The sequence below is a fragment of the Salipiger sp. ABF4_146 genome (assembly GCF_056161345.1).
Map to the genome: position 1 here is coordinate 18,719 of NZ_JBSWYX010000005.1, position 22,779 is coordinate 41,497.

At 67.6% G+C, this 22,779-nt stretch carries 25 protein-coding genes; 16 read left to right on the forward strand and 9 right to left on the reverse strand.

Annotated elements, in window-relative coordinates; all coding sequences use genetic code 11:
- Nucleotides 1-30 precede the first annotated feature (30 nt).
- Nucleotides 31-270: a hypothetical protein gene (locus tag ACXAJT_RS08570; RefSeq protein WP_475234531.1), complete on the forward strand. Its 240-nt coding sequence runs from the start codon at nucleotides 31-33 to the stop codon at nucleotides 268-270.
- A gap of 30 nt (nucleotides 271-300) precedes the next feature.
- A complete protein-coding gene (locus ACXAJT_RS08575) occupies nucleotides 301-534 on the forward strand; it encodes a hypothetical protein (protein ID WP_475234532.1) in 234 nt (77 codons plus the stop codon).
- Between the two features lie 82 nt (nucleotides 535-616).
- On the opposite strand, the gene ACXAJT_RS08580 is transcribed toward ACXAJT_RS08575, so the two are convergent.
- The 5 genes from ACXAJT_RS08580 to ACXAJT_RS08600 all read right to left on the reverse strand — a co-directional run bounded on the left by ACXAJT_RS08580 (nucleotide 617) and on the right by ACXAJT_RS08600 (nucleotide 5,889).
- Nucleotides 617-1,585 carry an ABC transporter substrate-binding protein gene (locus ACXAJT_RS08580; RefSeq protein ID WP_475234533.1) on the reverse strand — a complete coding sequence of 323 codons (969 nt, stop codon included), beginning with the start codon at nucleotides 1,583-1,585 and terminating at the stop codon, nucleotides 617-619.
- A gap of 538 nt (nucleotides 1,586-2,123) precedes the next feature.
- Nucleotides 2,124-2,288, reverse strand: a complete 165-nt coding sequence (locus ACXAJT_RS08585) for a hypothetical protein (RefSeq protein ID WP_475234534.1) — start codon at nucleotides 2,286-2,288, stop codon at nucleotides 2,124-2,126.
- The gene (locus ACXAJT_RS08590) at nucleotides 2,285-3,424 is read right to left on the reverse strand and encodes a YeeE/YedE family protein (protein WP_475234535.1); all 1,140 of its coding nucleotides are present in this window, start codon (nucleotides 3,422-3,424) and stop codon (nucleotides 2,285-2,287) included. The genes ACXAJT_RS08585 and ACXAJT_RS08590 overlap by 4 nt, the downstream gene beginning before the upstream one ends.
- Nucleotides 3,424-4,362: a sulfurtransferase gene (locus tag ACXAJT_RS08595; protein WP_475234536.1), complete on the reverse strand. Its 939-nt coding sequence runs from the start codon at nucleotides 4,360-4,362 to the stop codon at nucleotides 3,424-3,426. Before ACXAJT_RS08595 ends, ACXAJT_RS08590 begins: the two co-directional genes overlap by 1 nt.
- 309 nt (nucleotides 4,363-4,671) lie before the next feature.
- Complete coding sequence (locus ACXAJT_RS08600; protein WP_475234537.1) at nucleotides 4,672-5,889, reverse strand: MFS transporter; 1,218 nt, start codon at nucleotides 5,887-5,889, stop codon at nucleotides 4,672-4,674.
- A 309-nt stretch (nucleotides 5,890-6,198) separates the two neighbouring features.
- Between ACXAJT_RS08600 and aroA the strand changes: the two genes are divergently transcribed.
- The 7 genes from aroA to ACXAJT_RS08635 all read left to right on the forward strand — a co-directional run bounded on the left by aroA (nucleotide 6,199) and on the right by ACXAJT_RS08635 (nucleotide 12,759).
- On the forward strand, nucleotides 6,199-7,545 hold the full coding sequence (gene aroA / locus ACXAJT_RS08605) for a 3-phosphoshikimate 1-carboxyvinyltransferase (RefSeq protein WP_475234539.1): 1,347 nt from the start codon (nucleotides 6,199-6,201) through the stop codon (nucleotides 7,543-7,545).
- Nucleotides 7,542-8,045: a hypothetical protein gene (locus ACXAJT_RS08610; protein ID WP_475234540.1), complete on the forward strand. Its 504-nt coding sequence runs from the start codon at nucleotides 7,542-7,544 to the stop codon at nucleotides 8,043-8,045. The genes aroA and ACXAJT_RS08610 overlap by 4 nt, the downstream gene beginning before the upstream one ends.
- A 78-nt stretch (nucleotides 8,046-8,123) precedes the next feature.
- Nucleotides 8,124-8,753 carry a (d)CMP kinase gene (locus ACXAJT_RS08615; protein ID WP_475234542.1) on the forward strand — a complete coding sequence of 210 codons (630 nt, stop codon included), beginning with the start codon at nucleotides 8,124-8,126 and terminating at the stop codon, nucleotides 8,751-8,753.
- Complete coding sequence (locus ACXAJT_RS08620) at nucleotides 8,750-9,748, forward strand: aldo/keto reductase (RefSeq protein ID WP_475234544.1); 999 nt, start codon at nucleotides 8,750-8,752, stop codon at nucleotides 9,746-9,748. The genes ACXAJT_RS08615 and ACXAJT_RS08620 overlap by 4 nt, the downstream gene beginning before the upstream one ends.
- A 95-nt stretch (nucleotides 9,749-9,843) precedes the next feature.
- Entirely contained in the window at nucleotides 9,844-10,497 is a 654-nt protein-coding gene (locus ACXAJT_RS08625) for a histidine phosphatase family protein (protein WP_475234545.1), read from the forward strand.
- Nucleotides 10,498-10,573: 76 nt separating this feature from the next.
- A complete protein-coding gene (locus tag ACXAJT_RS08630) occupies nucleotides 10,574-11,635 on the forward strand; it encodes a saccharopine dehydrogenase (RefSeq protein WP_475234546.1) in 1,062 nt (353 codons plus the stop codon).
- Nucleotides 11,632-12,759: a saccharopine dehydrogenase C-terminal domain-containing protein gene (locus tag ACXAJT_RS08635; RefSeq protein ID WP_475234547.1), complete on the forward strand. Its 1,128-nt coding sequence runs from the start codon at nucleotides 11,632-11,634 to the stop codon at nucleotides 12,757-12,759. Before ACXAJT_RS08630 ends, ACXAJT_RS08635 begins: the two co-directional genes overlap by 4 nt.
- A gap of 96 nt (nucleotides 12,760-12,855) precedes the next feature.
- Here ACXAJT_RS08635 and ACXAJT_RS08640 read toward each other — a convergent pair whose 3' ends face one another.
- From ACXAJT_RS08640 to ACXAJT_RS08655, 4 genes are all read right to left on the reverse strand, one after another.
- Nucleotides 12,856-13,551, reverse strand: a complete 696-nt coding sequence (locus tag ACXAJT_RS08640) for a YoaK family protein (protein ID WP_475234548.1) — start codon at nucleotides 13,549-13,551, stop codon at nucleotides 12,856-12,858.
- Nucleotides 13,552-13,653: 102 nt separating this feature from the next.
- Nucleotides 13,654-14,136 carry a CYTH domain-containing protein gene (locus ACXAJT_RS08645; protein ID WP_475234549.1) on the reverse strand — a complete coding sequence of 161 codons (483 nt, stop codon included), beginning with the start codon at nucleotides 14,134-14,136 and terminating at the stop codon, nucleotides 13,654-13,656.
- Between the two features lie 238 nt (nucleotides 14,137-14,374).
- Entirely contained in the window at nucleotides 14,375-15,064 is a 690-nt protein-coding gene (locus ACXAJT_RS08650) for a DsbA family protein (RefSeq protein WP_475234550.1), read from the reverse strand.
- A gap of 34 nt (nucleotides 15,065-15,098) precedes the next feature.
- Nucleotides 15,099-15,608, reverse strand: coding sequence for a DUF721 domain-containing protein (locus ACXAJT_RS08655; protein WP_475234552.1), 510 nt, complete (start codon nucleotides 15,606-15,608; stop codon nucleotides 15,099-15,101).
- A gap of 95 nt (nucleotides 15,609-15,703) precedes the next feature.
- On the opposite strand from ACXAJT_RS08655, the gene mutY reads away from it, so the two are divergent.
- The 7 genes from mutY to upp all read left to right on the forward strand — a co-directional run bounded on the left by mutY (nucleotide 15,704) and on the right by upp (nucleotide 22,743).
- The gene (mutY, locus tag ACXAJT_RS08660; RefSeq protein ID WP_475234553.1) at nucleotides 15,704-16,750 is read left to right on the forward strand and encodes an A/G-specific adenine glycosylase; all 1,047 of its coding nucleotides are present in this window, start codon (nucleotides 15,704-15,706) and stop codon (nucleotides 16,748-16,750) included.
- A gap of 161 nt (nucleotides 16,751-16,911) precedes the next feature.
- Nucleotides 16,912-18,054, forward strand: coding sequence for an alkane 1-monooxygenase (locus ACXAJT_RS08665; RefSeq protein WP_475234555.1), 1,143 nt, complete (start codon nucleotides 16,912-16,914; stop codon nucleotides 18,052-18,054).
- A 145-nt stretch (nucleotides 18,055-18,199) separates the two neighbouring features.
- A complete protein-coding gene (locus tag ACXAJT_RS08670; RefSeq protein WP_475234557.1) occupies nucleotides 18,200-18,592 on the forward strand; it encodes a cytidine deaminase in 393 nt (130 codons plus the stop codon).
- On the forward strand, nucleotides 18,592-19,881 hold the full coding sequence (locus ACXAJT_RS08675) for a thymidine phosphorylase (protein ID WP_475234558.1): 1,290 nt from the start codon (nucleotides 18,592-18,594) through the stop codon (nucleotides 19,879-19,881). Before ACXAJT_RS08670 ends, ACXAJT_RS08675 begins: the two co-directional genes overlap by 1 nt.
- Complete coding sequence (locus ACXAJT_RS08680) at nucleotides 19,878-21,098, forward strand: phosphopentomutase (RefSeq protein WP_475234879.1); 1,221 nt, start codon at nucleotides 19,878-19,880, stop codon at nucleotides 21,096-21,098. The genes ACXAJT_RS08675 and ACXAJT_RS08680 overlap by 4 nt, the downstream gene beginning before the upstream one ends.
- Complete coding sequence (locus tag ACXAJT_RS08685) at nucleotides 21,095-22,117, forward strand: adenosine deaminase (protein ID WP_475234560.1); 1,023 nt, start codon at nucleotides 21,095-21,097, stop codon at nucleotides 22,115-22,117. The genes ACXAJT_RS08680 and ACXAJT_RS08685 overlap by 4 nt, the downstream gene beginning before the upstream one ends.
- Nucleotides 22,114-22,743 (forward strand): uracil phosphoribosyltransferase, encoded by a 630-nt coding sequence (gene upp / locus ACXAJT_RS08690; RefSeq protein WP_066108741.1) that lies wholly within the window; start codon nucleotides 22,114-22,116, stop codon nucleotides 22,741-22,743. The genes ACXAJT_RS08685 and upp overlap by 4 nt, the downstream gene beginning before the upstream one ends.
- Nucleotides 22,744-22,779 lie beyond the last annotated feature (36 nt).

Genomic DNA, 22,779 nt, shown 5'->3' on the forward strand with positions numbered 1-22,779 from the left:
TTTGGCAGATCAGCGCGCGACGGCCTTCACATGATCGACGAAGGCGCGCAGCGCTGGCGGCATCAGGCGCCGTTCGGTGAAAGTGAGCGACGGTCCGGGGAAGGGCGGTGTCCGGTCGCCGAGACCCTGCACCAGATGGCCGGCGGGCCGATCCGGCTGCATGTATTTGTCGAACCCGTAGACCAGCCCGTGCCCGGCACCCGCCGCACCCGCGCGGCGGCGGTCGAGTTCACCGCCCGCCGCCTGCTGGGGACACGATCGAACGCCTAACCCTCGCGGTCGAATGACCAAGGCAGGGTGTTGCTGCTGTCGAAAACGTGGGTGATGCAGGCGAGCTTTCCAGATCGCCACGGGTTTCAGCGGGCCATGCTGCGCGACACTGCCGAGGTCAACGCGAAGGTCGCGGGGATGATCGCCCTTGGCCGGGTCGGCGAGCCGGACGGCATCGATGCTGGTGTTGCGGCATTGCTGTCGGATGACATGGCGTGGATGTCGGGCCAGCGGGTCGAGCTTTCGGGCGGTCAGGGGGGCTGATCCCCTCCCGTAGAGTCAAAACCGGCCCCGCGCGTGCTGCGCGGGGCCGGTGCGGTGTTTGCAATGCAGCAGGCCGCAGCCATTAATCCAGCACAGATTTCAGACGTTCGCGCGCCGCGTCATCGAGCCAGTTTGCCCAAACGCCGGGTTGCGAGGTCAGGAAGTAGACCGCGCCTTCCTCGCCCGAGGCAGAGTTATCGTCCATCCAGCGCAGGATGTCGTTCATGTCGTCGACCGGGAAGGTCATCTTCGAAAGGAAGTCCGCCAGTTCCGGGTGCTCTTCCTGAAAGCTGTCGGTGACGGCGGTTTTGACCGGGGCAGGCGGGTAGGAGCTGCGCACGAGGCCGGTTGCGCCTTCGTCCTGCGCCGCCTCGTAGGATTCCTCGACGTAGTCGCCCATGTCGACGCGCACCATGTCGTATTTGCCCAGCACGGCGGTCGGCGCCCAGTAGTAGCCGAACCACGGCTCTTGGTCCTCGTAGGCCGCGGCGATCGAGGTTGCCAGCGTCTCGCCCGAGCCGTGGTCAAAGATCTCGATGCCCGCGTCCTCGACGCCGAAGACTGGCAGCATGTTGTCGTTGATGGTGCGGCAGCCCCAGCCCTCGGGGCAGTTGTGGAACCGTCCGCCGACCAGGTCGGGGTTTTCGAGGATGCCGTCGATCTCGGCCAGTTCCGGGTACTCTTCGACCAGATAGGCGGGCACGTACCAGCCGTCGATGCCACCGGGTTCCAGCACCGAGCCCAGCTCGATCAGGTTGCCCTCGCCGGTGAGCCGGTCATAGGCCGCGCCGGCGCCGTTGATCCACAGTTCGGTCACAATGTCCGGATCGCCGTTCTCGGCCACCGAGGTCATCGCGGGGATGGTGTCCGAAGGCACCACAGTCACGTCGCAGCCATAGCCTTGGGTCAGGATGAAATCGGCGACATTGGTGACCACCGAGGCCGAGGCCCAGCCCATCTCGGTGATCGAAATTTCGCCACAGCTGTCGTCCTGCGCGTGGGCAGCGGCGGCGGTGAGCGTAAGAGCGGTGGTAAGCAGATATTTCTTCATAGGTCCCCTGTTGGGTCAGGTCGCGACGCGGCGAGCCCCGGCGGGGCGGCAAGCCATGCTGGGGACCTCCGGCATCGCCAGAGTTTGATTTTATAGGTTGCAGGGCAGCTACATAGTGTATTGCGCCGGAAATGACACCCCCCAAGCCGGGGACCGCCGTCTGGGCGTCGGCTTGGCCGCCGATCCGCACGCTTGTGGGCAAAGGGTCCGGAGCCCGAAAGCAATACGCCCGGCAGGGCGCGGGGCCATGCCGGGCGGAGCTATGAAAATCGGCAATCGAAAGAAACAAACACCCCCCGGGCCAGAGAAATAACCGGGTGTTCCCAAGGGGCAGGGTCAAACAAGCACCATTCACACAAACGCAAACCCTGCAGTGACCTTAGGGCGGGCAGAGTGAATTTTTCGCAAAAAGCCGATTTACGCCTTATTTCAGCCGGTTGCAGCGGAGAATCGCAGGTCCGGAAAAGACAGGTCCGGAAAAAGAAAAGCGCGGCCACTCTGAAGAGGGCCGCGCTCGGCGTCGTGTTGGGCAGGGCGGTCAGTTCGGCAGGGCGCCGCAGAAGCCGCCGCTGGCGGCGCTGCCGGAGCCAAAGGCCAGGATTGCCGGAGCCTGATAGGGGTTCGGCGCCCAGTTGGCGAGATCGAACAGCAGCAGCGCGGCCAGCAGCGCAAGCGCCAGCGAGGCGGGGACGGCGCGGGTCATGCGCGCGCCTCCAATCCCAGCAGCGGCCGCAGCCGGATGCCGAGGAAAGCGCCCGCGAAGGCCGCGACGAACCACACCCAGCCATGCAGGCTGCCGGTGGAGATGCCCGAGAAGAAGGCGCCGACGTTGCAGCCGAAGGCCAGCCGCGAGGAATAGCCCAGCAGGAATCCCGCGATGATGGTCGCCCCCCACGCGCGGGCGGGGTAGGTGGGCAGCTTGGCGGCCAGCGCGCCGCTGCGCCATGCGGCAACGCCGAAGGCGCCCGCGATGATGCCGATGTCGGTCAGCGAGGTGTAGTCGGTCAGCACGCTCGATTGCACGCGCTCCATCGACCCCGGCGCGGCCCAGAAGGCCGAGGCCGAGAGGTCTCCGCCGACCGCCGCGTAGCCCTTGGCGACCCAGAGCCCGAGCCCGTAGACCACGCCCCACGGCTGGCCCGCCACCAGCAGGTTGCCGATCGCCAGCAGCGCCAGCACCACGGCGGCGATGGCATGGCGGCGGCTCAGCTTCACCGTGCCCGGCGCGGCGCGCCACAGGAAGATCGCCGCGGCAAGCGCCAGCAGCACCAGCGTCACGCCAAGGCCGCTGGTGCCCGACAGGGTGAGGATCGGCAGCGAGCCAAGATCGGTCCACCAGATCAGGTTGTAGGCCCCGGCAAAGCTGCCGAGCGCGAAGAACGGCAGGGCCAGCAGGCTGACCGGGTTGCCACTGCCAGCGTTGACCAGTGTGCCCGAGCCGCAACCCAGCACGATCTGCATGCAGGCGCCGAAGACGAAGGCGCCGCCGACCATGGCAAAGCCGATCGGGGCCTGCGCGCCAACCAGTTCGCCGGCGTGGCTGGTCAGCAGCGGGATGGCGATCACCGAAACCAGCGCGATCGACAGCAGTTGCGCCAGCACGCCCGAGGGTTCGCGGCGCAGGATCATCGCCCGCCACGGCCCGGCGAAGCCGAAGCGCATGCCTTCGAGCGCGATGCCAAAACCCAGTCCGATCGCCAGCAGCAGCCCGTAGCGCGCGCCGGCAAACAGCGCCACCAGCGCAACGAGGACAAGCGCGCCGAGGATCAGCCCGGCGCGCTTTCCAAAGGTTCCTGCGGGGGCGGTCTGGGCCGCCCCCTGTAGGCTTGCCTGACTCATCAGTTGCCCCCGGTGACCTGGTTCAGCAGGTTGCGCAGCAGGCCGGGCGAGTTCTGCATCTCAGCGCCGGTCTTGGAGTATTCGACCATTGAGCCGGGGTAGAGCTTGACGTTCTCGAGGCCCGCCATCTCGCTCAGCGCGAACCAGTTGGTCGCCGCCCAGTGGCCGGTGTTGCAGAACGAGACGATCTCTTGCCCATCGCTGACGCCCAGCGAGGCCTTCAGTTCCTGCACGTCCGAGATTTGGCCGATCGCCGTAGCGCCGCTCTGGAAAAAGCGGGTGTAGGGGTAATTTTCGGCACCGGGCAGGGTGCCCGGCTTCTCGGCGGCGCCATGCGCCTTTTTGCCCTCGAAGAACGCCTCGGGGCGTGCATCGAGCAGAAGCGCCTGCTGCTCGCCCGCCACAACGTCGGCCACCTCGGGGGTTTCGGCGGTCCAAGCGTCGTTCCAGGTGATGTCGAGGTCGGTCGGCTCGGGCGTCACCGCCTCTTGGCTGACCGGCAGCCCGGCGTTGACCCAGGCCTGCGCGCCGCCGTTGAGGATCGACAACTCGGTGAAGCCCGAGCTTTTCAGCGTCCAGTAGACGCGCGCCGCGGCGCCGAACTCGGTGTCGGTGGCGCCCTGCGCGACGATCACGATGGGCGCGTCCGGCGCGAGGCCAAGCTCTTCGTAGGTGGCTTCCAGTCGGTCGACGGGAACGGTTTCGCCGGGGTTCTCGGACGGGCCGCGGAACAGGCCGTAGGGCGCGGCAATGGCGCCGTCGATGTGGCCGTCGTCATAGGCATCGCCGCGGATGTCCAGCACGGTGGGGGCATCGGATTCGGCAAGGGCGGCCTCAAGCTCGGAGGCGGAGATCAGCGGGCCGAGGTCGGCCGCCAGTGCAGTGGTTGCGCAAAAACCAAAGATCGCGGCGCTAAGGGCTGTCGCTTTGTACGTCATGGGTGTGGCCTTTTCGATATGTCTTTGGATTGGGCCTTATTTCGGCGCGCAGGCGGGGGTCTGCAAGTTTTCGCCGGCCGTGCCGGGAGGAGCCGGGCGGGACGGTGCTCTAGCTGAAAAGCCTAGCATGGACCGGTGATTAGGCAGAGCGCCGAAGCTGGGAAACTCTCCCCCCGGCGCGGCATCGCGCAAGACGCTGTTCTTATTTCCGCTGTTGCCGCGCAGTTGGGCAGACCGGCGAATTTGGGGCGATTTTGGCTGGCCTCAGGGCAGAGCGCCGCGGTGCGAGGCGCTCTGCCCGATGTCGCGTTACTCGATCCCGCTGCGGCGGGCATCCCAGAGCGTCACGGCGAAAAGCACGAAGCCGCCCGCGCTCAGCGCCGCGCCGACATAGCCGGAGGCGGGGAAATCATGGCCCGCGGCGATCGCCCGCGCGGCAAGGAACGGGCCGACTGCATTGGCGATATTGAACGCTGCGTGGTGCAGCGAGGCGGCCAGTTGCTGCGCGTCGCCGGCGACGTTCATCAGCCGGGTCTGCATCACCGTCGAGACGCCGCCCAGCACGCTCATGCACAGCACCGCGATGCCCATGGTCCACAGCCCGCCCGAGACCGCAGCGGGGAACAGCGCCAGCACCACGGCACCGCCGCCGAAGGCGACATAGGCGGTGAGGTTGAGGTTGCGGTCGGCCAGCGCGCCCATTGCGAGGTTGAAGATCGTCATGCCAAGCCCCGCGACCATCAGCATCAGCGCGACCATGTCCTCGGAGGCGCCCAGCGTGCTCTTCACCGTCGAGGCGATGTAGGTATAGACCGCGAAGAACCCTCCGAACCCGACCGCGCCGGTGGCCAGCGTCAGCCAGACCTGACGGTTCTTCAGCGCGCCCAGTTCGCGCAGCGGGTTGGCGTCCGGGTCCGCCGGCGTGCGTGGGGCCTTGAGATAGACCGCCAGCGCCGTGGCCAGCGACAGCACGCCCACCACGGCAAAGCCGGATCGCCAGCCGAAGAACTGGCTCATCCAGCTGGCCGCCGGCACGCCGATGGTTGTGGCGACGGTCAGGCCCAGCAGAACCCGCGAGACCGCCGTGGCGCGTTTGTTGTGCGGCACGATCGAGGCTGCGACCAGCGCCGCAACCCCGAAATAGGCGCCATGCGGCAGGCCGGAGAAGAAGCGCGCGACGGTGAAGGTTGCGAAGCTTGGTGCAAAGGCCGAGAGCGTGTTGAACAGCGCAAAGGCCAGCATCAGCCAGATCAGCAGCATGCGCTTGCGCATTTTCGCCCCCGCCACGGCCAGCACCGGCGCGCCGACCACCACGCCAAGCGCATAGGCGCTGATGGCATCGGCGGCGCGCGCCTCGCTGACGCCGAGATCGCTGGCAAAGCTGGGCAGCAGGGCCATCGCGGCGAACTCGGTGGTGCCGATGGCGAAGCCGCCCAGAGACAGCGCGAAGAGCACCATGCGCGCCGACGCCTGTTTCGCGCCGCGCGCCATCGGATCGGCGGCGTGTTCGGCCGTTGTATCGGTCATGCGAACCTTCTTGATGTGCGGGGAATCGGTCAGGGATCCCGGATGTGCGCCTCCCTGCGCGCAGACCTAGGTCGGACAGCGGCAGCGGGCAACCCGATCGGCAAGGGGGGGCGCGAAGTTGCGTGGCCGCCCCGGCAGGTGCGCGCGCCGGGTGTGGCCTGCGCCCCGCGGGCGGAAGGGCTGGCCGCGGCGCCTGTGTCGCAGCGGCCCCTGCATCGGCCCGGCATCGACCCTGACGCGCGCCACGGGCGATGGACGCAGGCGCATCGCGCTGCTATCAGGCGCGCGAGCGATAACAGGAGAGGCGCCATGTCGAGCCACGGGGACCCCATTCCGATGATTGCCCGCAAGTCTGCGGGCCTTAAGGGCGAAGCCAACGTGCCCGGCGACAAGTCGATCTCGCACCGGTCGCTGATCCTTGGCGCGATGGCGGTGGGCGAGACCAAGGTCACCGGCCTGCTGGAAGGGCAGGACGTGCTCGACACCGCCAAGGCGATGCAGGCCTTCGGCGCCGAGATCGAGAAACGCGGCGACACATGGCATGTGCATGGCGTCGGCGTCGGCGGCTTTGCCGAGCCGGGCAATGTGATCGACTGCGGCAACTCCGGCACCGGCGTGCGGCTGATCATGGGGGCGATGGCCACCACGCCGATCACCGCGACCTTCACCGGCGACGCCTCGCTGAACAAGCGGCCGATGGCCCGCGTCACCGACCCTCTGGCGCTCTTTGGCGCGCGCGCCTACGGGCGCTCGGGCGGGCGGCTGCCGATGACCATCGTCGGCGCCGAGGCGGCGATCCCGGTCCGCTACGCCACGCCCGTGCCCTCGGCGCAGGTGAAATCGGCGGTGCTGCTGGCCGGGCTAAATGCCCCCGGCGAGACCGTGGTGATCGAGCGTGAGGCGACCCGCGACCATTCCGAGCGGATGCTCACCGGCTTCGGCGCGAAGGTTGTCACCGAAGACACCGACGAGGGCCGGGTGATCACTCTCACCGGCCAGCCCGACCTGAAGCCGCAGACCATCGTCGTGCCGCGCGATCCCTCGTCGGCGGCCTTCCCGGTCTGCGCCGCCTTGATCACCGAAGGCTCGGACGTGCTGGTGCCGAACATCGGCCTCAACCCGACCCGCGCTGGCCTCTTCTTCACGCTGCAGGAGATGGGCGCCGATCTGACCTTCGAGAACATGCGCGAGGAGGGCGGCGAGCCCGTCGCCGATCTGCGTGCGAAGTTCTCGCCCGATCTCAAGGGCATCGAGGTGCCCGCCGAGCGCGCCGCCAGCATGATCGACGAATACCCCGTGCTCTCGGTGGTGGCGGCCTTCGCGCAGGGCAAGACCTACATGCCCGGGGTCAAGGAACTGCGCGTCAAGGAGAGCGACCGCATCGACGCCATGGCCACCGGCCTGCGCCTCAACGGCGTCGAGGTCGACGAGGGCGAGGACTGGTGGACGGTGCATGGCCGCGGCTTCGGCAACGTCAAGGGCGGTGCCACGGCACAAAGCCATCTCGACCACCGCATCGCCATGTCCTTTCTGGTGATGGGGCTTGCCTCGGAGGAGCCGGTGCGGGTGGATGATGGCGGGCCGATCGCCACCTCCTTCCCGATCTTCGAGGGTCTGATGACCGCGCTGGGGGCCGATCTGGGCCGCGAGGCGTGAGCCGCCTGCTGCCGGTTGTCGCGGCGCTGGCCGCCGCGCTGCTGCTCTGCATGGGGTATTACGCGGCCACCGTGCTCTGGCCCGGTGCCAGTGGGCTGTGGCCGCTCGACATGCGGGCGCTCGGCTATTCGGCCCTCGACGCGCAGCAATATCTGCTGGCCTTGAGTGAGGCGGCGCGCGCGGTCTACCTGCTGGAAATGCGCTGGCTGGGCATGGCCTTCCGCGTGGCCTTCGGCCTTGCGCTGATCCTTGGTGCGCTGATGATGTCGCGTGGCCGGGCGTGGTGGCGGCGCGGCGTCTTCGTGCTGCTCGCGCTGGCGTGGATCGGGGCGGACGCGGCAGAGAACCTGCTGATCAACGAGATGCTGCTGCGCGGGCCGGTGGCGCTCGACCGTGCGCTGGTCGAGTGGGCGAGCCTTTTCACCCGGCTCAAATTCGTGCTGCTGGCGGTCTGCGGCGTGATGCTGTTCAGCCTGTGGCGCGCCGGGCGCTGGCGCTGATAGGTCCCCGGGGGCCGGGTGCTTGCAGCGCGCCGGGTGGCACGCGATAAAGGCCGCGACCTGACGAAAGGACGCCTCATGGCTTTCACCATCGCCATCGACGGGCCCGCTGCCGCCGGCAAGGGCACCATCAGCCGCGCCGTGGCGGCGCATTTCGGTTTTGCCCATCTCGACACCGGGCTGCTGTATCGTGCCGTGGGGCGCAAGATGCTGGAAGGCGTCGAGCCGATCGAGTCGGCGCAGGCGCTGGTGCCCGAGGATCTGCAGGCGGACGGCCTGCGTACCGCCGAGGCTGGCATCGCCGCCTCGCGCGTGGCGGTGATTCCAGAGGTGCGCGCCGCGCTGCTCGATTTTCAGCGCGCCTTCGGTCGGCGCGATGGCGGTGCGGTGCTGGATGGGCGCGACATCGGCACGGTGATCTGCCCCGAGGCCGAGGCCAAGCTGTTTGTCACCGCCAGCGCCGAGGTGCGTGCGCGGCGGCGTTATGACGAGCTTGTCGCCGCTGGAGAGGACGCGGACTACGAGACCGTCCTCAGCGACACCCGCGAGCGTGACCACCGCGATGCCACCCGCGCCGATGCGCCGCTGAAACCGGCCGAGGACGCGGTGATGATCGACACCTCTGAAATGGATATCGATGCCGCCGTTGCGGCGGCGATCAGCGCCATCGAAGCGCGCGGCGCCGTGGCCGGGGAGGGGGCGCAATGAAGACCATGCGCATGGGCGCCAACGGCCCCGAACTGCCCGCCTTCGGTATCGGCGCGATGTCTTTTGCCGACTTCTATGGCGAGACGACCGAGGCGAAGTCGCACGCGGTGCTGGACGCGGCGGTCGCCGCCGGGGTGCGGCACGTCGACACCTCCAACGTCTACGGCATGGGGCGCTCCGAGACGACCATCGGCAGCTGGCTCAAGGCCCGTCCGGGCGGGCGCGAGCTGCTGCATATCGCCACCAAGGCGGGGATCACCAAGGACGCCGAGGGCAAGCGCTGCTTCAACAACGCGCCCGAGCATCTGGAGGCCGAACTCGACGGTTCGCTGAAGCGGCTCGGGGTGGAACAGGTCGATCTCTTCTACGTGCACCGGCGCGAGCAGGCGCGGCCCATCGAAGAGGTGACCGAAACGCTGGCCGGCCTCGTGAAGAAGGGCAAGATCGCCGCCTTCGGGTTCTCCGAGATCGCCCCGTCGTCGCTGCGCCGCGCCGCAGCGGTGCATCCGGTGGCGGCGGTGCAGTCGGAATACTCGCTGCAGACCCGCATTACCGAACTGGGGCTGGTGCAGGCCTGCGCCGATCTGGGCACCGCGCTGGTCGCCTTCTCGCCGGTGGGCCGCTCGCTGCTGACCGACCATCCGCTGTCGCGCGAGGCGGTTGCCGCCAGCGCGTTCCTTTCGGTGAACCCGCGCTTCGTGGAGCCCAACCTGACCGCCAACCTTGCGATCACCGACCGGTTCCGCGCGCTGGCCGCCGAGATGGGCGTGCCTGCGGCGGGCCTGTCGATCGCATGGCTGCTGAGCCGCGGCGAGCATATCATTCCGATCCCCGGCACGCGCTCTGTAACGCACCTAGAGGAGCTTCTGGCGGGCATGAAGATCACCCTGTCGGCAGAGGACCTGACGCTGATCGACGAGGTGCTGCCGGTGGGCTGGGCGCATGGCGACCGCTATTCGGCGGGGCAGGCCAACGGGCCGGAGAGCTATTGCTGAGGTTTGCTGGGCGCTGAGCGTGGCAGGGGGCGCGGCCCCCTCGCCGCTGCGCGGCTCACCCGCGGAGTATTTTCGGAAAGATGAAAGGTGCTGGCATGTCGCATGTCACCCTCGTGCGGCACGGGCAGGCCAATACCCACGCCAAGGACGAGATCAATTACGACCGGCTGAGCGATCTTGGGCGGCAGCAGGCGCGCTGGCTGGGCGGCCATATGCGCAGCACCGGCGAGGTCTTTGCGCGCGCCTACAGCGGCACGCTGCGGCGCCACCGCGAGACGGCGTCCGAGATGGAACTGGGTCTTGAGGTGGTGGAAGACGCGCGGCTCAACGAGCTGGAATACTTCACCATGGCCACGCTCATGCACGAGCAGCACGGAATTGCGCTGCCGCCCGACCGCGAGGGGTTCATCCTGCACCTGCCGCAGCTCTTCACCTATTGGCGCGAGGGGCGGCTTGAAGGCGCGCCCGAGAGCTTTGCCGATTTCGAGGCGCGGGTGGATGACGTGCTGGCCGAGATCAGCGCCGGTGCGGGGCGCGCGGTGGTGGTGACCTCGGGCGGGCTGATCGGCATGGCGATGCGGGTGACCATGGGGCTGGAGATGAAGGCGCTTGCGCATGCCTGCCTTGCCATCGAGAACACCTCGGTGCATCGCTTCCAGCCGATTTCCACTGGCCTGTGCCTGACGCTGTTCAATGCAGTGCCGCACCTTGAGGGCGCCGAGCGGGCGCTGTCGCGCACGCACATCTGAGCCATCTCTGCCCGGCGGCTTTCACCTTCGCCTGCTTTTCTATAGGCATGCGGGGAGGATGGCTGTGGAGAGATAGATGACACATCTGTGGGTGCGCGCCGAGCAGCGGCCGAACGAGGACCGGGTGGGCGTGACGCCCGAGGGTGTGAAGGCGTTGATCGCGGCGGGGCTGCGGGTCACCGTCGAGGAAAGCCGCGCGCGGGTGATCGGCATCGAAGGCTATCGCGTCGCCGGCGCCGAGATCGCGCCCGAGAACAGCTGGCCCGAGGCGCCCGCCGATGCGATCATCTTCGGGCTCAAGGAATTGCCCGAAGACGGCACCCCGCTGCGCCATCGCCACATCATGTTCGGCCATGCGTTCAAGGGCCAGCCGGCGGGGCAAGTGCTGCTGAAGCGCTTTGTCGCGGGCGGCGGCGCGCTCTACGATCTGGAGTATCTTGTCGAGCCGAGCGGTCGGCGCGTCGCCGCCTTCGGCTACTGGGCGGGGTATGCGGGCGCGGCGGTGACATTGCTGGCCTATGCGGCGCAGCAGCAGGGCGCGCTGTGCGGCCCGGTGTCGGTTTGGCCGAGCGCCGGGGCAATGCAGGCGGCGGTGCGCGATGCGCTGGACGCGGCGGGCGGCGCGCGGCCGAAGGCGCTGGTGATCGGTGCGCTGGGGCGCGTCGGGACCGGGGCCAGCGACCTGTGCGAGAAACTGGGGCTGCAGGTCTCCAAGTGGGACATGGCCGAGACCGCGCATGGCGGGCCGTTTCCGCAGGTGCTGGCGCATGAGATCTTCTTCAACTGCATCCTCGCGCGGCCCGGCACGCCGGTCTTCGTGCCGGCCTCGGCGACCACCGACGCGCGCAAGCTGCGCGCGATCGGCGACATCGCCTGCGATCCCGACAGTGACTTCTCGCCGGTGAAGGTCTATGACCGCGTCACTGACTGGCAGACGCCGGCGCTGCGGGTTCACGATGAGCCGCCGCTCGACGTCATGGCGATCGACAACCTCCCCTCGCTGCTTCCGCGCGAGAGTTCGGAGGATTTCGCCGCGCAACTGCTGCCGCATCTGCTGACCCTGCCCGCGCTTGACGCGGGTGTCTGGGGCCGGGCGGCGGCGACTTATAACAGATACCTCAAGGAGGAACTTGCATGATTCATTGGTGCGGAACGGGGCTTTCGTCCATCCCGGGGCTGCGACGCCTGATCGAAGCTGGCCATGACGTGATGGTGTGGAACCGGACCGAAACCAAGGCCCGCGAGGCGGTGGGCGACCTGACCAACCGCATCCTCGCCTTCGCTCCCGAGGTGCTGGAGCCCGCGGTGCAGGAAGGCGACGTGATCGTCTCGATGCTGCCGGGTGACTGGCACGTGAAGCTGGCCGAGATCGCGATCAAGAAAAAGGCGCATTTCGTCTCGTCGTCCTATATCTCGCCGGAGATGCAGGCGCTGGCGGCCAAGGCTGAAGAGGCTGGTGTGGCGCTGGTCAACGAGGTCGGGCTCGACCCGGGCATCGACCACCTGATGGCGCATGACCTCGTCGCGGCCTACCGGGCGTCCGACGCCTTCGATGCCGAGAACGAGATCAGCTTCCTGAGTTACTGCGGCGGCGTGCCGAAAGAGGCCAACGCCTTCCGCTACAAATTCTCTTGGGCGCCGGTCGGCGTGCTGAAGGCATTGCGCTCGCCCTCGCGCTCGATCCGCCACTTCGAGGAACTGAATGTGCAGCGCCCGTGGGACGCGCTGTCGCGCTATGACGCGCCGCTCGATCCGCCCGAGAGCTTCGAGGTCTACCCCAACCGCGACTCGCTGCCGTTCATCAAGCAGTACGAGTTCGGCGAGGACTGGAAGGTGAAGGACTTCGTGCGCGGCACGCTGCGCCTGAACGGCTGGTCGGAAGCGTGGAAGGATGTGTTTGCCGAGGTCGAGACTGCCGACGATGCGCGGCTGTCAGCGCTGGCAGGGGAACTGCTGGCCGAGAACAAATACGAAGAGGGCGAGCCCGACCGCGTGGTGCTCTGCGTGTCGCTGAAAGCCGAGAAGGCGGGCGAGGCGGTCTGGCACAAGACCTGGGTGATGGATGCTTGGGGCGACGCGCGTGGCTCTGCCATGGCGCGGCTGGTGTCGATGCCGGTGTCTTGGGCGATCGAGGCGGTGCAGAACCGCGAGATCAAGCCGGGCGTTTCGGCGGCGCCATCTGATCCCAAGCTCGTGTCGCGTTGGCTGGGCGGGGTCGAAAGCCTTGCACAGCGTATGATGCGCGTCGATCAGGCAGGCTGACCCGGCGCGGCTCCGGTTTTGGGGCCTCGTATCAGGATTGCGCCCTCGCAGGTTACTGCGGGGGCGTTTTCATGCGCGCCGGGGGGTGGCCGGCGGTCACATGCGGCGGGCGCGGGCCAGTTCGCACAGCGCGATCAGCAGCAGCGCCGCGGCGGCGATGACGAAGAGCCAGTTGCCGACCCACCCGAACAGCAGCGCGCCGCCGATGCCGCCGAGGGCGAAGCACCCCAGCGTCAGCCCGTGCAGCGTGAGTTTCGGCAGGGCCTCGCGCTTTGCCGTCTCTCCGTCAAACAGTGCGGCCAAACTGATGCCGATATCGGTGGCCATGCCCGAGACATGGGTGGTGCGCACGCGGGCACGTGAGATCATCGTCGTGACCGCGTTCTGCAGCCCCATCACGCAGCTCAGTCCAAGGACAAGCAGGGTTTCCGCGCCGCCGCCCGGCGCATCGATCAGGGCGGCGCCGAGCAGCAGGAGCAGACCGGCCTCCACAGCGATCGCCAGAGCATAGATCGCGCCCATCCGCCGCCGCGTTCCCCATTGCACGCCGAGCGCGGCAAGGCCGGCGCCGCAGATGAAGGCGGCGGTGAGCGCGGCGAAGGCCAGCGCCGCGAGCACCTCGCCGTGCGCCAAGTGATCGGCCAAAGCCGAGACGTTCCCGGTCATATTGGCGGTGAACGAGCCAGCGATCAGAAAGCCGACCGCGTTGAGCGCCCCGGCGATCGACGAGAGCAGCGCCGCGAGGAGCAGGTCCACGCGCGTCGTGCGGTCATCTCCGGTGCGGATCAGCATGTCGGTTCCCTGTCGCAGCGCGCCCCCCGATGGCCCCGAGAGGCGGGGGCGGCAGGCGCAGGGGCGCGGCGCCGGAACTGTTGCGCCGCCGGGAACCTGGCGTCAAGCGCTCCGGATGCTGTCGCGCGCGCCGCGGCGGGCGCGGATCATGTTGGTCTTGCGGTATTCCTGGCGGCCCGACACCTCGGTGCCGACCCACGCGGGCAGTGTCAGCACGTGATCGGGGCAGGTCAGTTCCACCTCGGCGATGACCACGCCCGCAAGCAGGCCCGAATAGACGTCGACGATCCATTCCAGCCCGTTCTCGGGGATGTAGTGCCGGCGCTTCTCGACCACCTCGCGGCAGTGGTTGTCGAGCATGTCCTGCGCGTCCTCGGCAGGGATCGGATATTCGAACTCGTCCCGCACCAGCCCGTCGCGCGGTCCTTTGACCGAGATGGTCGCCCTTGCGTCGTAGAAGCGCACGCGCACCTTGCGGTCGTTCTCAGTCGCCAGCAGCCCGTCGCGCAACTGCTCGCTGCGGGCGACGCGGCTGCGCCATGAGTCGTCGGCAACGAGGAACTTGCGCTCGATTTCCTTTGCCATGGTCACCTTCGATTCGATGAAATTCTGTGCTCTTGGGGAATCCAGCTTTAGCCCCTGCTTCAGGCGAGGGGAACCGCTGCGACGCAGCCGTTCGAACGAAGATGTACCGGTTTCGAGACATACGGTCCGGCAGAGGATGTGCGGAGGGGCATGTGCACACGGATAACATGCAAAGGGGCGCGCCGCATGGCACGCCCCGGAATGGTGGCTGCAAAAGGCAGCCTGCATGTCATCGCGCTTACTGGGCGTCTTCGTAGTGCTCGTCGAGCACCTCGGCGAACTCGTCATAGGACATGTTCGAGTAGGACTGGCCGTCGATGATGAACGAGGGCGTCGCGGTGATGTCGTCGCGGGTCGCGTTCTCTTGATACCATTCCACCAGCGCCTGGAGCTTGGCGCCGTCGTTCATGCACGCATCGAGCTTGTCCTTGCCGATACCGGCCATCAGGCCGATCTTGCGCAGCTCGTCGGCGATGCCCTGATCCGAGCCCGCCTGCACCCAGGACGATTGCGTTTCGTAGATCATGTCGGAGATGCCGAAGAACTTTTCGGGGCCGCCGCAGCGCGCGACCATCGCCGCCCACATGCCGTATTTGTCGAAGTAGACGTCGCGGTAGACCAGCTTGGCCTTGCCGGTGTCGATGTAGTTCTCTTCGATCTGCGGCAGCACCTCGTTGGAGAAGCGGGCGCAGTGCGGGCAGGTGAAGGAAGCGTATTCGATGATCTCGACCGGTGCGTCGGCATTGCCCTTCACCATCTCGATGATCTCGGGCGCGTCTTCGGAGCCGGCTTCGCTGCTGGCCTCCTGTGCGGCGGCGCCGCCGGGCAGGGCGATCCCCGTGGACGTCACGCGGGGCGCTTCGAGCAGCCAGCCGCCACCGAGGGCAAAGGCGGTCGCAAGCGCGGCGACGGGAAGAATGCGGGTCATGTAAGGTCCTCTTGTGGTTGCCTTGCCGCGGCGGTCAGCGCCGCGATTTCGAAATGACGTTGCCGGCCAGCCGCTCCAGCGCCTGCCGCAGCCCGTCGTCATGGATGTCCCCGGCCACCTGATGGGCCTCGGCCTTGATCTCGGGCGAGGGTTCGGGCTTTTCAACCTTTGGCGCGTGGCCAAAGGCGACGCGGCCCTCGGCGAAGCCGGTGCTGGCGGTCTGGGTGATGCGGATGCGGGCGATGGCGTTATAGCCGTAGACGGCGTTGACCTTTTCGCGCAGCTGCTCTTTTTGCATCTCAAGCAGCGGCGCCATCGCGCCCGTGGTCAGCAGCGTCAGCGTCGCGCCAAGCCCCTGCTGGCGCCCGTAGCTGACCTCGACCGGGCGGGCCATGGCCGCCACGTCGGCACCGACGATCTCGTCCCAATGGGTCAGCAGGCGCGACTGCGCAAAGCCACGGCTCTCGCTGGCCTTGCGGATCTGCGCGTTGAGCAGCCCCGACGTCTTGGCGAAGCCATATGTGGTGGTGTTGCGCCGTGCCATCTTGAATCCCTCTCTGCGGACCTATTCTAGTGACCCCGCATTCACGTGCCAGCAAGGAATCGCTTTTGTCGTCGATGATCAAGGGAATGTCAGCCATGCGTGACAGCGCGCGGGCCGAGGATCTGCTCACCTGGTATGACCGCCACGCGCGCGACCTGCCATGGCGGGTGAGCCCCGCTGCGCATGCGGCAGGCGTGCGGCCCGATCCTTACCGGGTCTGGATGTCCGAGATCATGCTGCAGCAGACCACCGTCGCGGCGGTGAAAAGCTATTTCGAAACATTCACTTCGCGCTGGCCGACCGTCACCGACCTTGCCGCCGCCGAGGACGCCGAGGTGATGGCCGCATGGGCCGGGCTTGGATATTATGCCCGCGCCCGCAACCTGTTGAAGTGTGCGCGGGTGGTGACCGAGGAGCATGGCGGCGTGTTTCCGCAGACGCTGGACGGGCTGCGCGCGCTGCCCGGGGTGGGGCCCTATACCGCTGCTGCGGTGGCGGCGATCGCTTTCGACCTGCCCGAGACCGTGGTCGATGGCAACGTCGAGCGGGTGATGGCGCGGCTGCACGATGAACACATGCCGCTGCCGCAGTCGAAGCCGGTGCTGACGGACTACGCCGCCGCGCTGACGCCGCAGCAGCGGCCCGGCGACTACGCGCAGGCTGTGATGGATCTGGGCGCCACCATCTGCACGCCGCGCAATCCCGCCTGCGGCCTCTGCCCGTGGCGCACCGCCTGCGCCGCTTGGGATCATGGCACACAAGCCGAGCTGCCAAAGAAGGCGCCGAAGAAACGCAAGCCGACGCGCCACGGCATCGCCTATCTGGTCAAGCGCGTGGACGGCGCGTGGCTGCTGGAACGTCGCCCAGACAGCGGGCTCTTGGGCGGCATGCTGGGCTGGCCGGGCTCTGACTGGGCCGAGGAGGCGCCCGCAGATGCGCCGCCGATCCGCGCCGAGTGGAAGACGCTCAACGCCGAGGCACGCCATACCTTCACGCATTTCCACCTGCGCCTGACCGTGAAGACCGCGCTGGTGCCGATGGAACGCGCCCCCGAGCGGGGCGATTTTGTCGAGGCCGAGGTGTTTGACCCCAAGGACCTGCCCACGGTGATGCGCAAGGCCTTTGCGCTGATCTCTGGCTAAGGCTGGGCGGCCACGCCACACGGCCCACGTCGCGCGCCAATCGGCTGTCGCGTCGCATTGACCGGGCCCGCCGGATCGGGACAAGCTGTAGCGCAAGGCCCTCAGCACGCGCCGTGCGCCAGCCAGAGGCGATGTTGAGTGCCGCCGTTGGGGACGAGTGCATGATCTCTGCTGACAAATTCTCGCGCTGGACCGCCGCCGCGCCGTTCTGGCTGGTCTACCTGCTGCCGGTACTCATCTGGGTGGGGGCGTTGAACGGCGGGCTGTGGGTGCTGCTGCCGCCCTTGGCCACATGGTACCTGTTTTCGGCGCTGGACGCGGCGCTGGGGCTCAACACCGAAAACGCCGATCCGCAGACCGAGGAGCGGGCGCTTTTCTGGTACCGCGCCGGCGTCATGCTCTGGGCTCCGGTGCAATTCATGACCCTGTTTGCGCTGATCTGGTACGTCAGCGGCAACGACGGTCTGACGGGCTGGGAGAAGTTCGGCGTCTTCTTCGGCACCGGCGTGATGACCGGCACGGTGGGGATCGTCTACGCGCATGAGCTTCTGCACCAGCGCAACAAGCTCGAGCGGCGGCTCGGGGACTGGCTGCTGGCCATGGCGCTCTACTCGCATTTCCGCTCGGAGCACCTGCTGGTGCATCACGTCTGGGTCGGCACGCCACGCGATCCGGTGACCGCGCGCTACAACGAGGGGTTTCACCGCTACTACCCTCGGGTGTTGCGCGAATGCCCGGTCTCGGCCTTCCGGGCCGAACGCAAGATGCTGGCCCGGCGTGGCCTGCCATGGTGGCACCGGCGCAACCCGTTCTGGCTCTATCTGGGGCTGCAGGCGGCGATGCTGGCGCTGGCGCTTCTGCTCGGCGGCTGGGGCGGGCTGGCGCTGTTCGTCGTGCAGGCGGGCGTGGCGATCTGGCAGCTGGAACTGACCAACTATGTCGAGCACTACGCGCTGACCCGCGAGCACCTCGGAAACGGACGCTACGAGCACGTCAAACCGCATCATTCGTGGAACTCGGCGCATACGGCGACCAACTGGCTGCTGATCAACCTGCAGCGCCATTCCGACCACCACTACAAGCCCGACCGCCGGTTCCCGCTGCTGCAGACCTACGCCGAGAGCGAGGCGCCGCAGCTGCCTTACGGCTACCCGGTGATGACCATGGCGGCGATGGTGCCGCCGGTGTGGCGGCGGGTGATGAACCCCAAGGTGAAGGCGTGGCGGCGGCAGTGGTACCCGCAGATCGAGGATTGGTCCGATTACAACAAGGGCCGCACGCCGTTGCCGAAGGGATCGACCTGACCTGCAGGTCGCGCCACCGGGCGTTTCACACCCCCGGACCCCCGTGGGATATTTTTCTCTAGACGAAGGGCGGGGCGCGCACGGGGATTGCATTCGCACGGGGTGGCCCGCAACATGCGCGGCGAAAGACCACAAGAGGTGCGATATGTCGCTGGAGAAAGCCGCCCGCGCGGTGCGTGAAAACGCCTATGTTCCCTATTCGAAATTCAAGGTGGGGGCGGCGATGCTGGCGCCGTCGGGGAAAATCTACGCCGGCTGCAACGTCGAGAATGTCGCCTACCCGGAAGGCACCTGCGCCGAGGCGGGCGCCATCGCGGCCATGGTCGCCGCCGGTGAGACCGAGATCGTCGAGGCCTATGTCATCGCCGATTGCGAGCATCCGCTGCCGCCCTGCGGCGGCTGCCGGCAGAAGCTGGCCGAGTTCGGCAAAACCCATGCCAAGGTGACGCTGGCCACCACCGATGGTGCGACGCTGGAAACCACCGTGGGGGACCTGCTGCCCGGCGCCTTTGGCACGGGGCACATGGACCGCACCTGATGGATGCGCGGAGTGTCATCGCGGCCTTGCGCCGGGGCGAGGCGCCCTCGGAGGCGGGGCTGCGCTGGTTCGCCGAAGGTCTGGCCAGCGGCGCGGTGAGCGATGCGCAGGCCGGGGCCTTCGCCATGGGGGTGTGCCTGCGGGGGCTTTCAGAGGAGGCGCGCGCGGCGCTGACGCTGGCCATGCGCGACAGCGGCCATGTGCTGCACTGGGACCTGCCGGGGCCAGTGCTCGACAAGCATTCCACCGGCGGGGTGGGCGATTGCGTCAGCCTCGTTCTGGCGCCGATGCTGGCCGCCTGCGGGGTCTATGTGCCGATGATCTCGGGGCGCGGGCTGGGCCATACCGGCGGCACGCTCGACAAGCTCGAGGCGATCCCCGGCTATGACACTGCGCCGAGCGAAGACCGGCTGCGCGCGGTGTTGCAGGACGCGGGCTGCGCCATCGTCTCGGCCTCGGAGGGCATCGCGCCGGCGGACAAGCGGCTCTACGCCATCCGCGACGTCAGCGGCACAGTGGAGAGCCTTGATCTGATCACCGCCTCGATCCTGTCGAAGAAGCTGGCGGCGGGGCTCGAGGGGCTGGTGCTTGACGTCAAGGTCGGATCGGGGGCTTTCATGAAGACCATGGAGGAGGCGCGGGCGCTCGCACGCTCGCTGGTCGGGACGGCCAATGCCGCGGGCTGCCCGACCTCGGCGCTGATCACCGATATGGACCAGCCGCTCGCAGATGCGCTTGGCAACGCGCTGGAGGTGCGCTGCGTCATGCAGGTGCTGACCGAGGGCGCGGCGGGGCCACTGCTGGACCTGTCGGTGGCGCTGGGGGCTGAACTTCTGGCCAGCGCCGGCATCGAGGGGGGCGCGGATCGGCTGCGCGAGACCATCAGCAATGGCGCGGCGGCGGAGCGATTTGGCCGCATGGTGCAGGGTCTTGGCGGGCCGGCGGATTTCACCGAGCGTTGGCGGGAGATTTTGCCCGAGGCACCGGTGGTGCTGGAGGTGCCCGCGCGCGAGGCGGGCCATGTGGCGGCAATGGATGGCGAAGCGCTTGGGCTTGCCGTTGTGCAGCTTGGCGGCGGGCGCGAGGTCGAGACCGACCGAGTTGATCCCGCGGTGGGTCTGTCGAACGTGGTGCGGCTTGGTACGTGGCTTGAGCCGGGGCAGCCGATGGCGCGGGTGCACGCGGCCAGCCGTGAGGCGGCGGACGCGGTGGCGGCGGCGGTGAGCGCCGCCATCCGCATCGGTGATGCACCGGAAAAGACGCCGCTGATACGCGAAAGGATCGCCTGATGCGGGCATTTCTGGTGGTGATGGACTCGGTTGGCATCGGCGGCGCGCCGGATGCTGCAGGCTATTTCAACGCGAGGCAGCCCGACACCGGGGCCAACACGCTGGCGCATATCGCGCAGGCCTGCGCCGAAGGCCGGGCCGAGGAGGGGCGCAGCGGGCCGCTGCGCCTGCCGGTGCTGGATGCGCTGGGGCTTGGTGCGGCGGTCCGGCTGGCCAGCGGCGACTCTGTGCCGGGGCTGGAGGCGGAGCCGTCGGGCCTCTGGGGCGCGGCGAGCGAAAGCTCGAAGGGCAAGGACACGCCCTCGGGCCACTGGGAACTGGCGGGGCTGCCGGTGCCTTGGGACTGGCACTACTTCCCCGAGCAGCAGCCGGTGTTCCCGCAAGCCTTGCTGGACGAGGTCTGCGAGATCGCTGGGGTCGAAGGCACGCTGGCCAACTGCCATGGCTCGGGTACGGTGATGCTGGAGGACTATGGCGCAGAGCACCAGCGCAGCGGCTGGCCGATCTGCTACACCTCCGCCGACAGCGTCTTCCAGATCGCTGCGCATGAGCAGAGCTTCGGGCTAGACCGGCTGCTGTCGCTTTGCGAGAAGATCGCGCCCACGCTGCACGACATGAAGGTTGGCCGGGTCATCGCACGGCCTTTCGTCGGCGACCCCGGCAGCTACACGCGCACCACCAACCGGCATGACTATGCGATCACCCCGCCGCAGCCGATCCTCACCAACTGGGTGCAGGACGCCGGGCGTCGGGTCTACGCAGTGGGCAAGATCGGCGACATCTTCTCGATGCAGGGTATCGACGAGGTGCGCAAGGGCGACGATGCCACGCTCATGCAGCACCTGTCGGACCTTGTGGATGAGGCAGCGGAGGGCTCTCTGACCTTCGCAAATTTCGTCGAGTTCGACAGTCTCTACGGCCACCGGCGCGATGTTGCGGGCTATGCCCGAGCGCTTGAATGGTTCGACGCCGAGCTTGGCAAGCTTCTGCCGCGCCTGCGCGCGGGCGATCTGCTGCTGCTCACCGCCGATCATGGCAATGATCCCACATGGGTCGGAACGGATCACACCCGCGAGCGGGTGCCGGTGCTGGCGCATCTGCTTGAACATGGCCGCAAGTCGGGGCAGATCGGGCTGATCGATTTTGCCGATGTGGCAGCCAGTATCGCGGCGCATCTGAAGGTGCCCGCGCAAGGACCCGGGAGGAGCTTCCTTTGAGAGACCCACGAGATCACGACGAGGAAAGCCTGCACCGGATCAAGGGGCTGCCGAAGGTCGAGCTTCACCTGCACATCGAGGGCGCCGCGCCGCCAGCCTTCATCCGCGGTCTGGCGCAGGAGAAGAACGTGCGGCTCGACGGAGTGTTCGCGCCGGATGGGTCTTATGAGTACCGCGATTTCGTGCATTTCCTGCAGACCTACGAGGCGGCGACCTCGGTGCTGAAATCGCCCGAGGATTACGCCCGGCTGACGTCAGCGGTGCTTGAGGAGTGCGCGAAGAACGGCGTGATCTACGCCGAGACCTTCATCTCTCCGGACTTCTGCGGCGGAGGGGATGTCGGCGCATGGCGCGAGTACCTGCACGCGATGCAGGAGGCGGCGCAGGCGGCCGAGCGCGATATGGGTATCACCCTGCGCGGCATCGTCACCTGCGTGCGGCACTTCGGCCCCGAGGTGGCGAAGCGCTCCGCGCTCTGCGCTGCCGAGACGGCGGGCGAGTGGATCGTCGGCTTCGGCATGGGCGGCGACGAGAACAAGGGCGAGCAGCGCGACTTTGCCTATAGCTTTGACATGGCGCGTGAGGCCGGGCTGCGGCTGACCACCCACGCCGGCGAATGGCGCGGGCCGCGCGAGGTGCGCAATGCCATCGAGGATCTGCGCGTCGAGCGCATCGGCCACGGCGTGCGCGCCATCGAGGATCCGGCGCTGGTCGACCTGATCGCCGAGAAGGGCATCACGCTGGAGGTCTGCCCCGGCTCGAACGTACGGCTGGGCGTCTACCCCTCGCTTAGCCAGCACCCGATCCAGCAGCTGCGCGCGCGCGGCGCCAAGGTCACCATTTCCACCGACGATCCGCCGTTCTTCCATGCCACGATGGTGCAGGAGTATGAAAACCTTGCACGCACCTTCGGATGGGAGGAAGAGGACTTCATCGAGATTGCCAAAACCTCTGCCAACGCGGCCTTCTGTTCGGCCGAGACGCGCGAGGCGCTGCTGAAGAGACTGGAGAGCGCATGAAACACCTAACCGTTGTCGATCACCCGCTGGTGCAGCACAAACTTACGTTGATGCGCGAGAAGGACACCTCCACCGCGTCCTTCCGGCAGTTGCTGCGCGAGATTTCCCTGCTGCTGGCCTATGAGGTCACCCGCGAGCTGCCGGTCACCACCAAGCAGATCGAAACGCCGATGTGCGAGATGGCGGCCCCCACCATCGAGGGCAAGAAGCTGGCGCTGGTGTCGATCCTGCGCGCCGGCAACGGGCTGCTGGACGGTATCCTCGAGTTGATCCCCGCCGCGCGCGTCGGCTTCGTCGGGCTCTATCGCGACGAGGAAACGCTGGAGCCGGTGCAGTATTACTTCAAGGTCCCCAAGAACCTTGAAGACCGCACTGTGATCGCTGTCGATCCGATGCTGGCCACCGGCAATTCCTCGGTCGCGGCGATTGACCTGCTGAAGCAGGCAGGCGCCAAGAACGTGATCTTCCTGTGCCTTCTGGCCTCGCCGGAAGGCGTCAAGCGGATGGAAGAGGCGCACCCGGATGTGCCGATCATCACCGCCGCGCTCGACGAGAAGCTCAACGAGAAGGGCTATATCGTTCCGGGACTAGGGGATGCGGGCGACCGCATGTTCGGCACAAAATAAGCCCTCGCAACGCTTTACAGCTTTGCGGGCTTCATG

Coding starts and splice junctions, on each gene's coding strand:
- ACXAJT_RS08665 (WP_475234555.1), top strand. CDS start 16,912: ATGATCTCTGCTGACAAATTCTCGCGCTGGACCGCCGCCGCGCCGTTC.
- ACXAJT_RS08580 (WP_475234533.1), bottom strand. CDS start 1,585: ATGAAGAAATATCTGCTTACCACCGCTCTTACGCTCACCGCCGCCGCT.
- ACXAJT_RS08675 (WP_475234558.1), top strand. CDS start 18,592: ATGGATGCGCGGAGTGTCATCGCGGCCTTGCGCCGGGGCGAGGCGCCC.
- aroA (WP_475234539.1), top strand. CDS start 6,199: ATGTCGAGCCACGGGGACCCCATTCCGATGATTGCCCGCAAGTCTGCG.
- ACXAJT_RS08635 (WP_475234547.1), top strand. CDS start 11,632: ATGATTCATTGGTGCGGAACGGGGCTTTCGTCCATCCCGGGGCTGCGA.
- ACXAJT_RS08570 (WP_475234531.1), top strand. CDS start 31: ATGATCGACGAAGGCGCGCAGCGCTGGCGGCATCAGGCGCCGTTCGGT.
- upp (WP_066108741.1), top strand. CDS start 22,114: ATGAAACACCTAACCGTTGTCGATCACCCGCTGGTGCAGCACAAACTT.
- ACXAJT_RS08640 (WP_475234548.1), bottom strand. CDS start 13,551: ATGCTGATCCGCACCGGAGATGACCGCACGACGCGCGTGGACCTGCTC.
- ACXAJT_RS08670 (WP_475234557.1), top strand. CDS start 18,200: ATGTCGCTGGAGAAAGCCGCCCGCGCGGTGCGTGAAAACGCCTATGTT.
- ACXAJT_RS08625 (WP_475234545.1), top strand. CDS start 9,844: ATGTCGCATGTCACCCTCGTGCGGCACGGGCAGGCCAATACCCACGCC.
- ACXAJT_RS08590 (WP_475234535.1), bottom strand. CDS start 3,424: ATGAGTCAGGCAAGCCTACAGGGGGCGGCCCAGACCGCCCCCGCAGGA.
- ACXAJT_RS08600 (WP_475234537.1), bottom strand. CDS start 5,889: ATGACCGATACAACGGCCGAACACGCCGCCGATCCGATGGCGCGCGGC.
- ACXAJT_RS08650 (WP_475234550.1), bottom strand. CDS start 15,064: ATGACCCGCATTCTTCCCGTCGCCGCGCTTGCGACCGCCTTTGCCCTC.
- ACXAJT_RS08585 (WP_475234534.1), bottom strand. CDS start 2,288: ATGACCCGCGCCGTCCCCGCCTCGCTGGCGCTTGCGCTGCTGGCCGCG.
- ACXAJT_RS08595 (WP_475234536.1), bottom strand. CDS start 4,362: ATGACGTACAAAGCGACAGCCCTTAGCGCCGCGATCTTTGGTTTTTGC.
- ACXAJT_RS08655 (WP_475234552.1), bottom strand. CDS start 15,608: ATGGCACGGCGCAACACCACCACATATGGCTTCGCCAAGACGTCGGGG.
- ACXAJT_RS08620 (WP_475234544.1), top strand. CDS start 8,750: ATGAAGACCATGCGCATGGGCGCCAACGGCCCCGAACTGCCCGCCTTC.
- mutY (WP_475234553.1), top strand. CDS start 15,704: ATGCGTGACAGCGCGCGGGCCGAGGATCTGCTCACCTGGTATGACCGC.
- ACXAJT_RS08615 (WP_475234542.1), top strand. CDS start 8,124: ATGGCTTTCACCATCGCCATCGACGGGCCCGCTGCCGCCGGCAAGGGC.
- ACXAJT_RS08645 (WP_475234549.1), bottom strand. CDS start 14,136: ATGGCAAAGGAAATCGAGCGCAAGTTCCTCGTTGCCGACGACTCATGG.
- ACXAJT_RS08630 (WP_475234546.1), top strand. CDS start 10,574: ATGACACATCTGTGGGTGCGCGCCGAGCAGCGGCCGAACGAGGACCGG.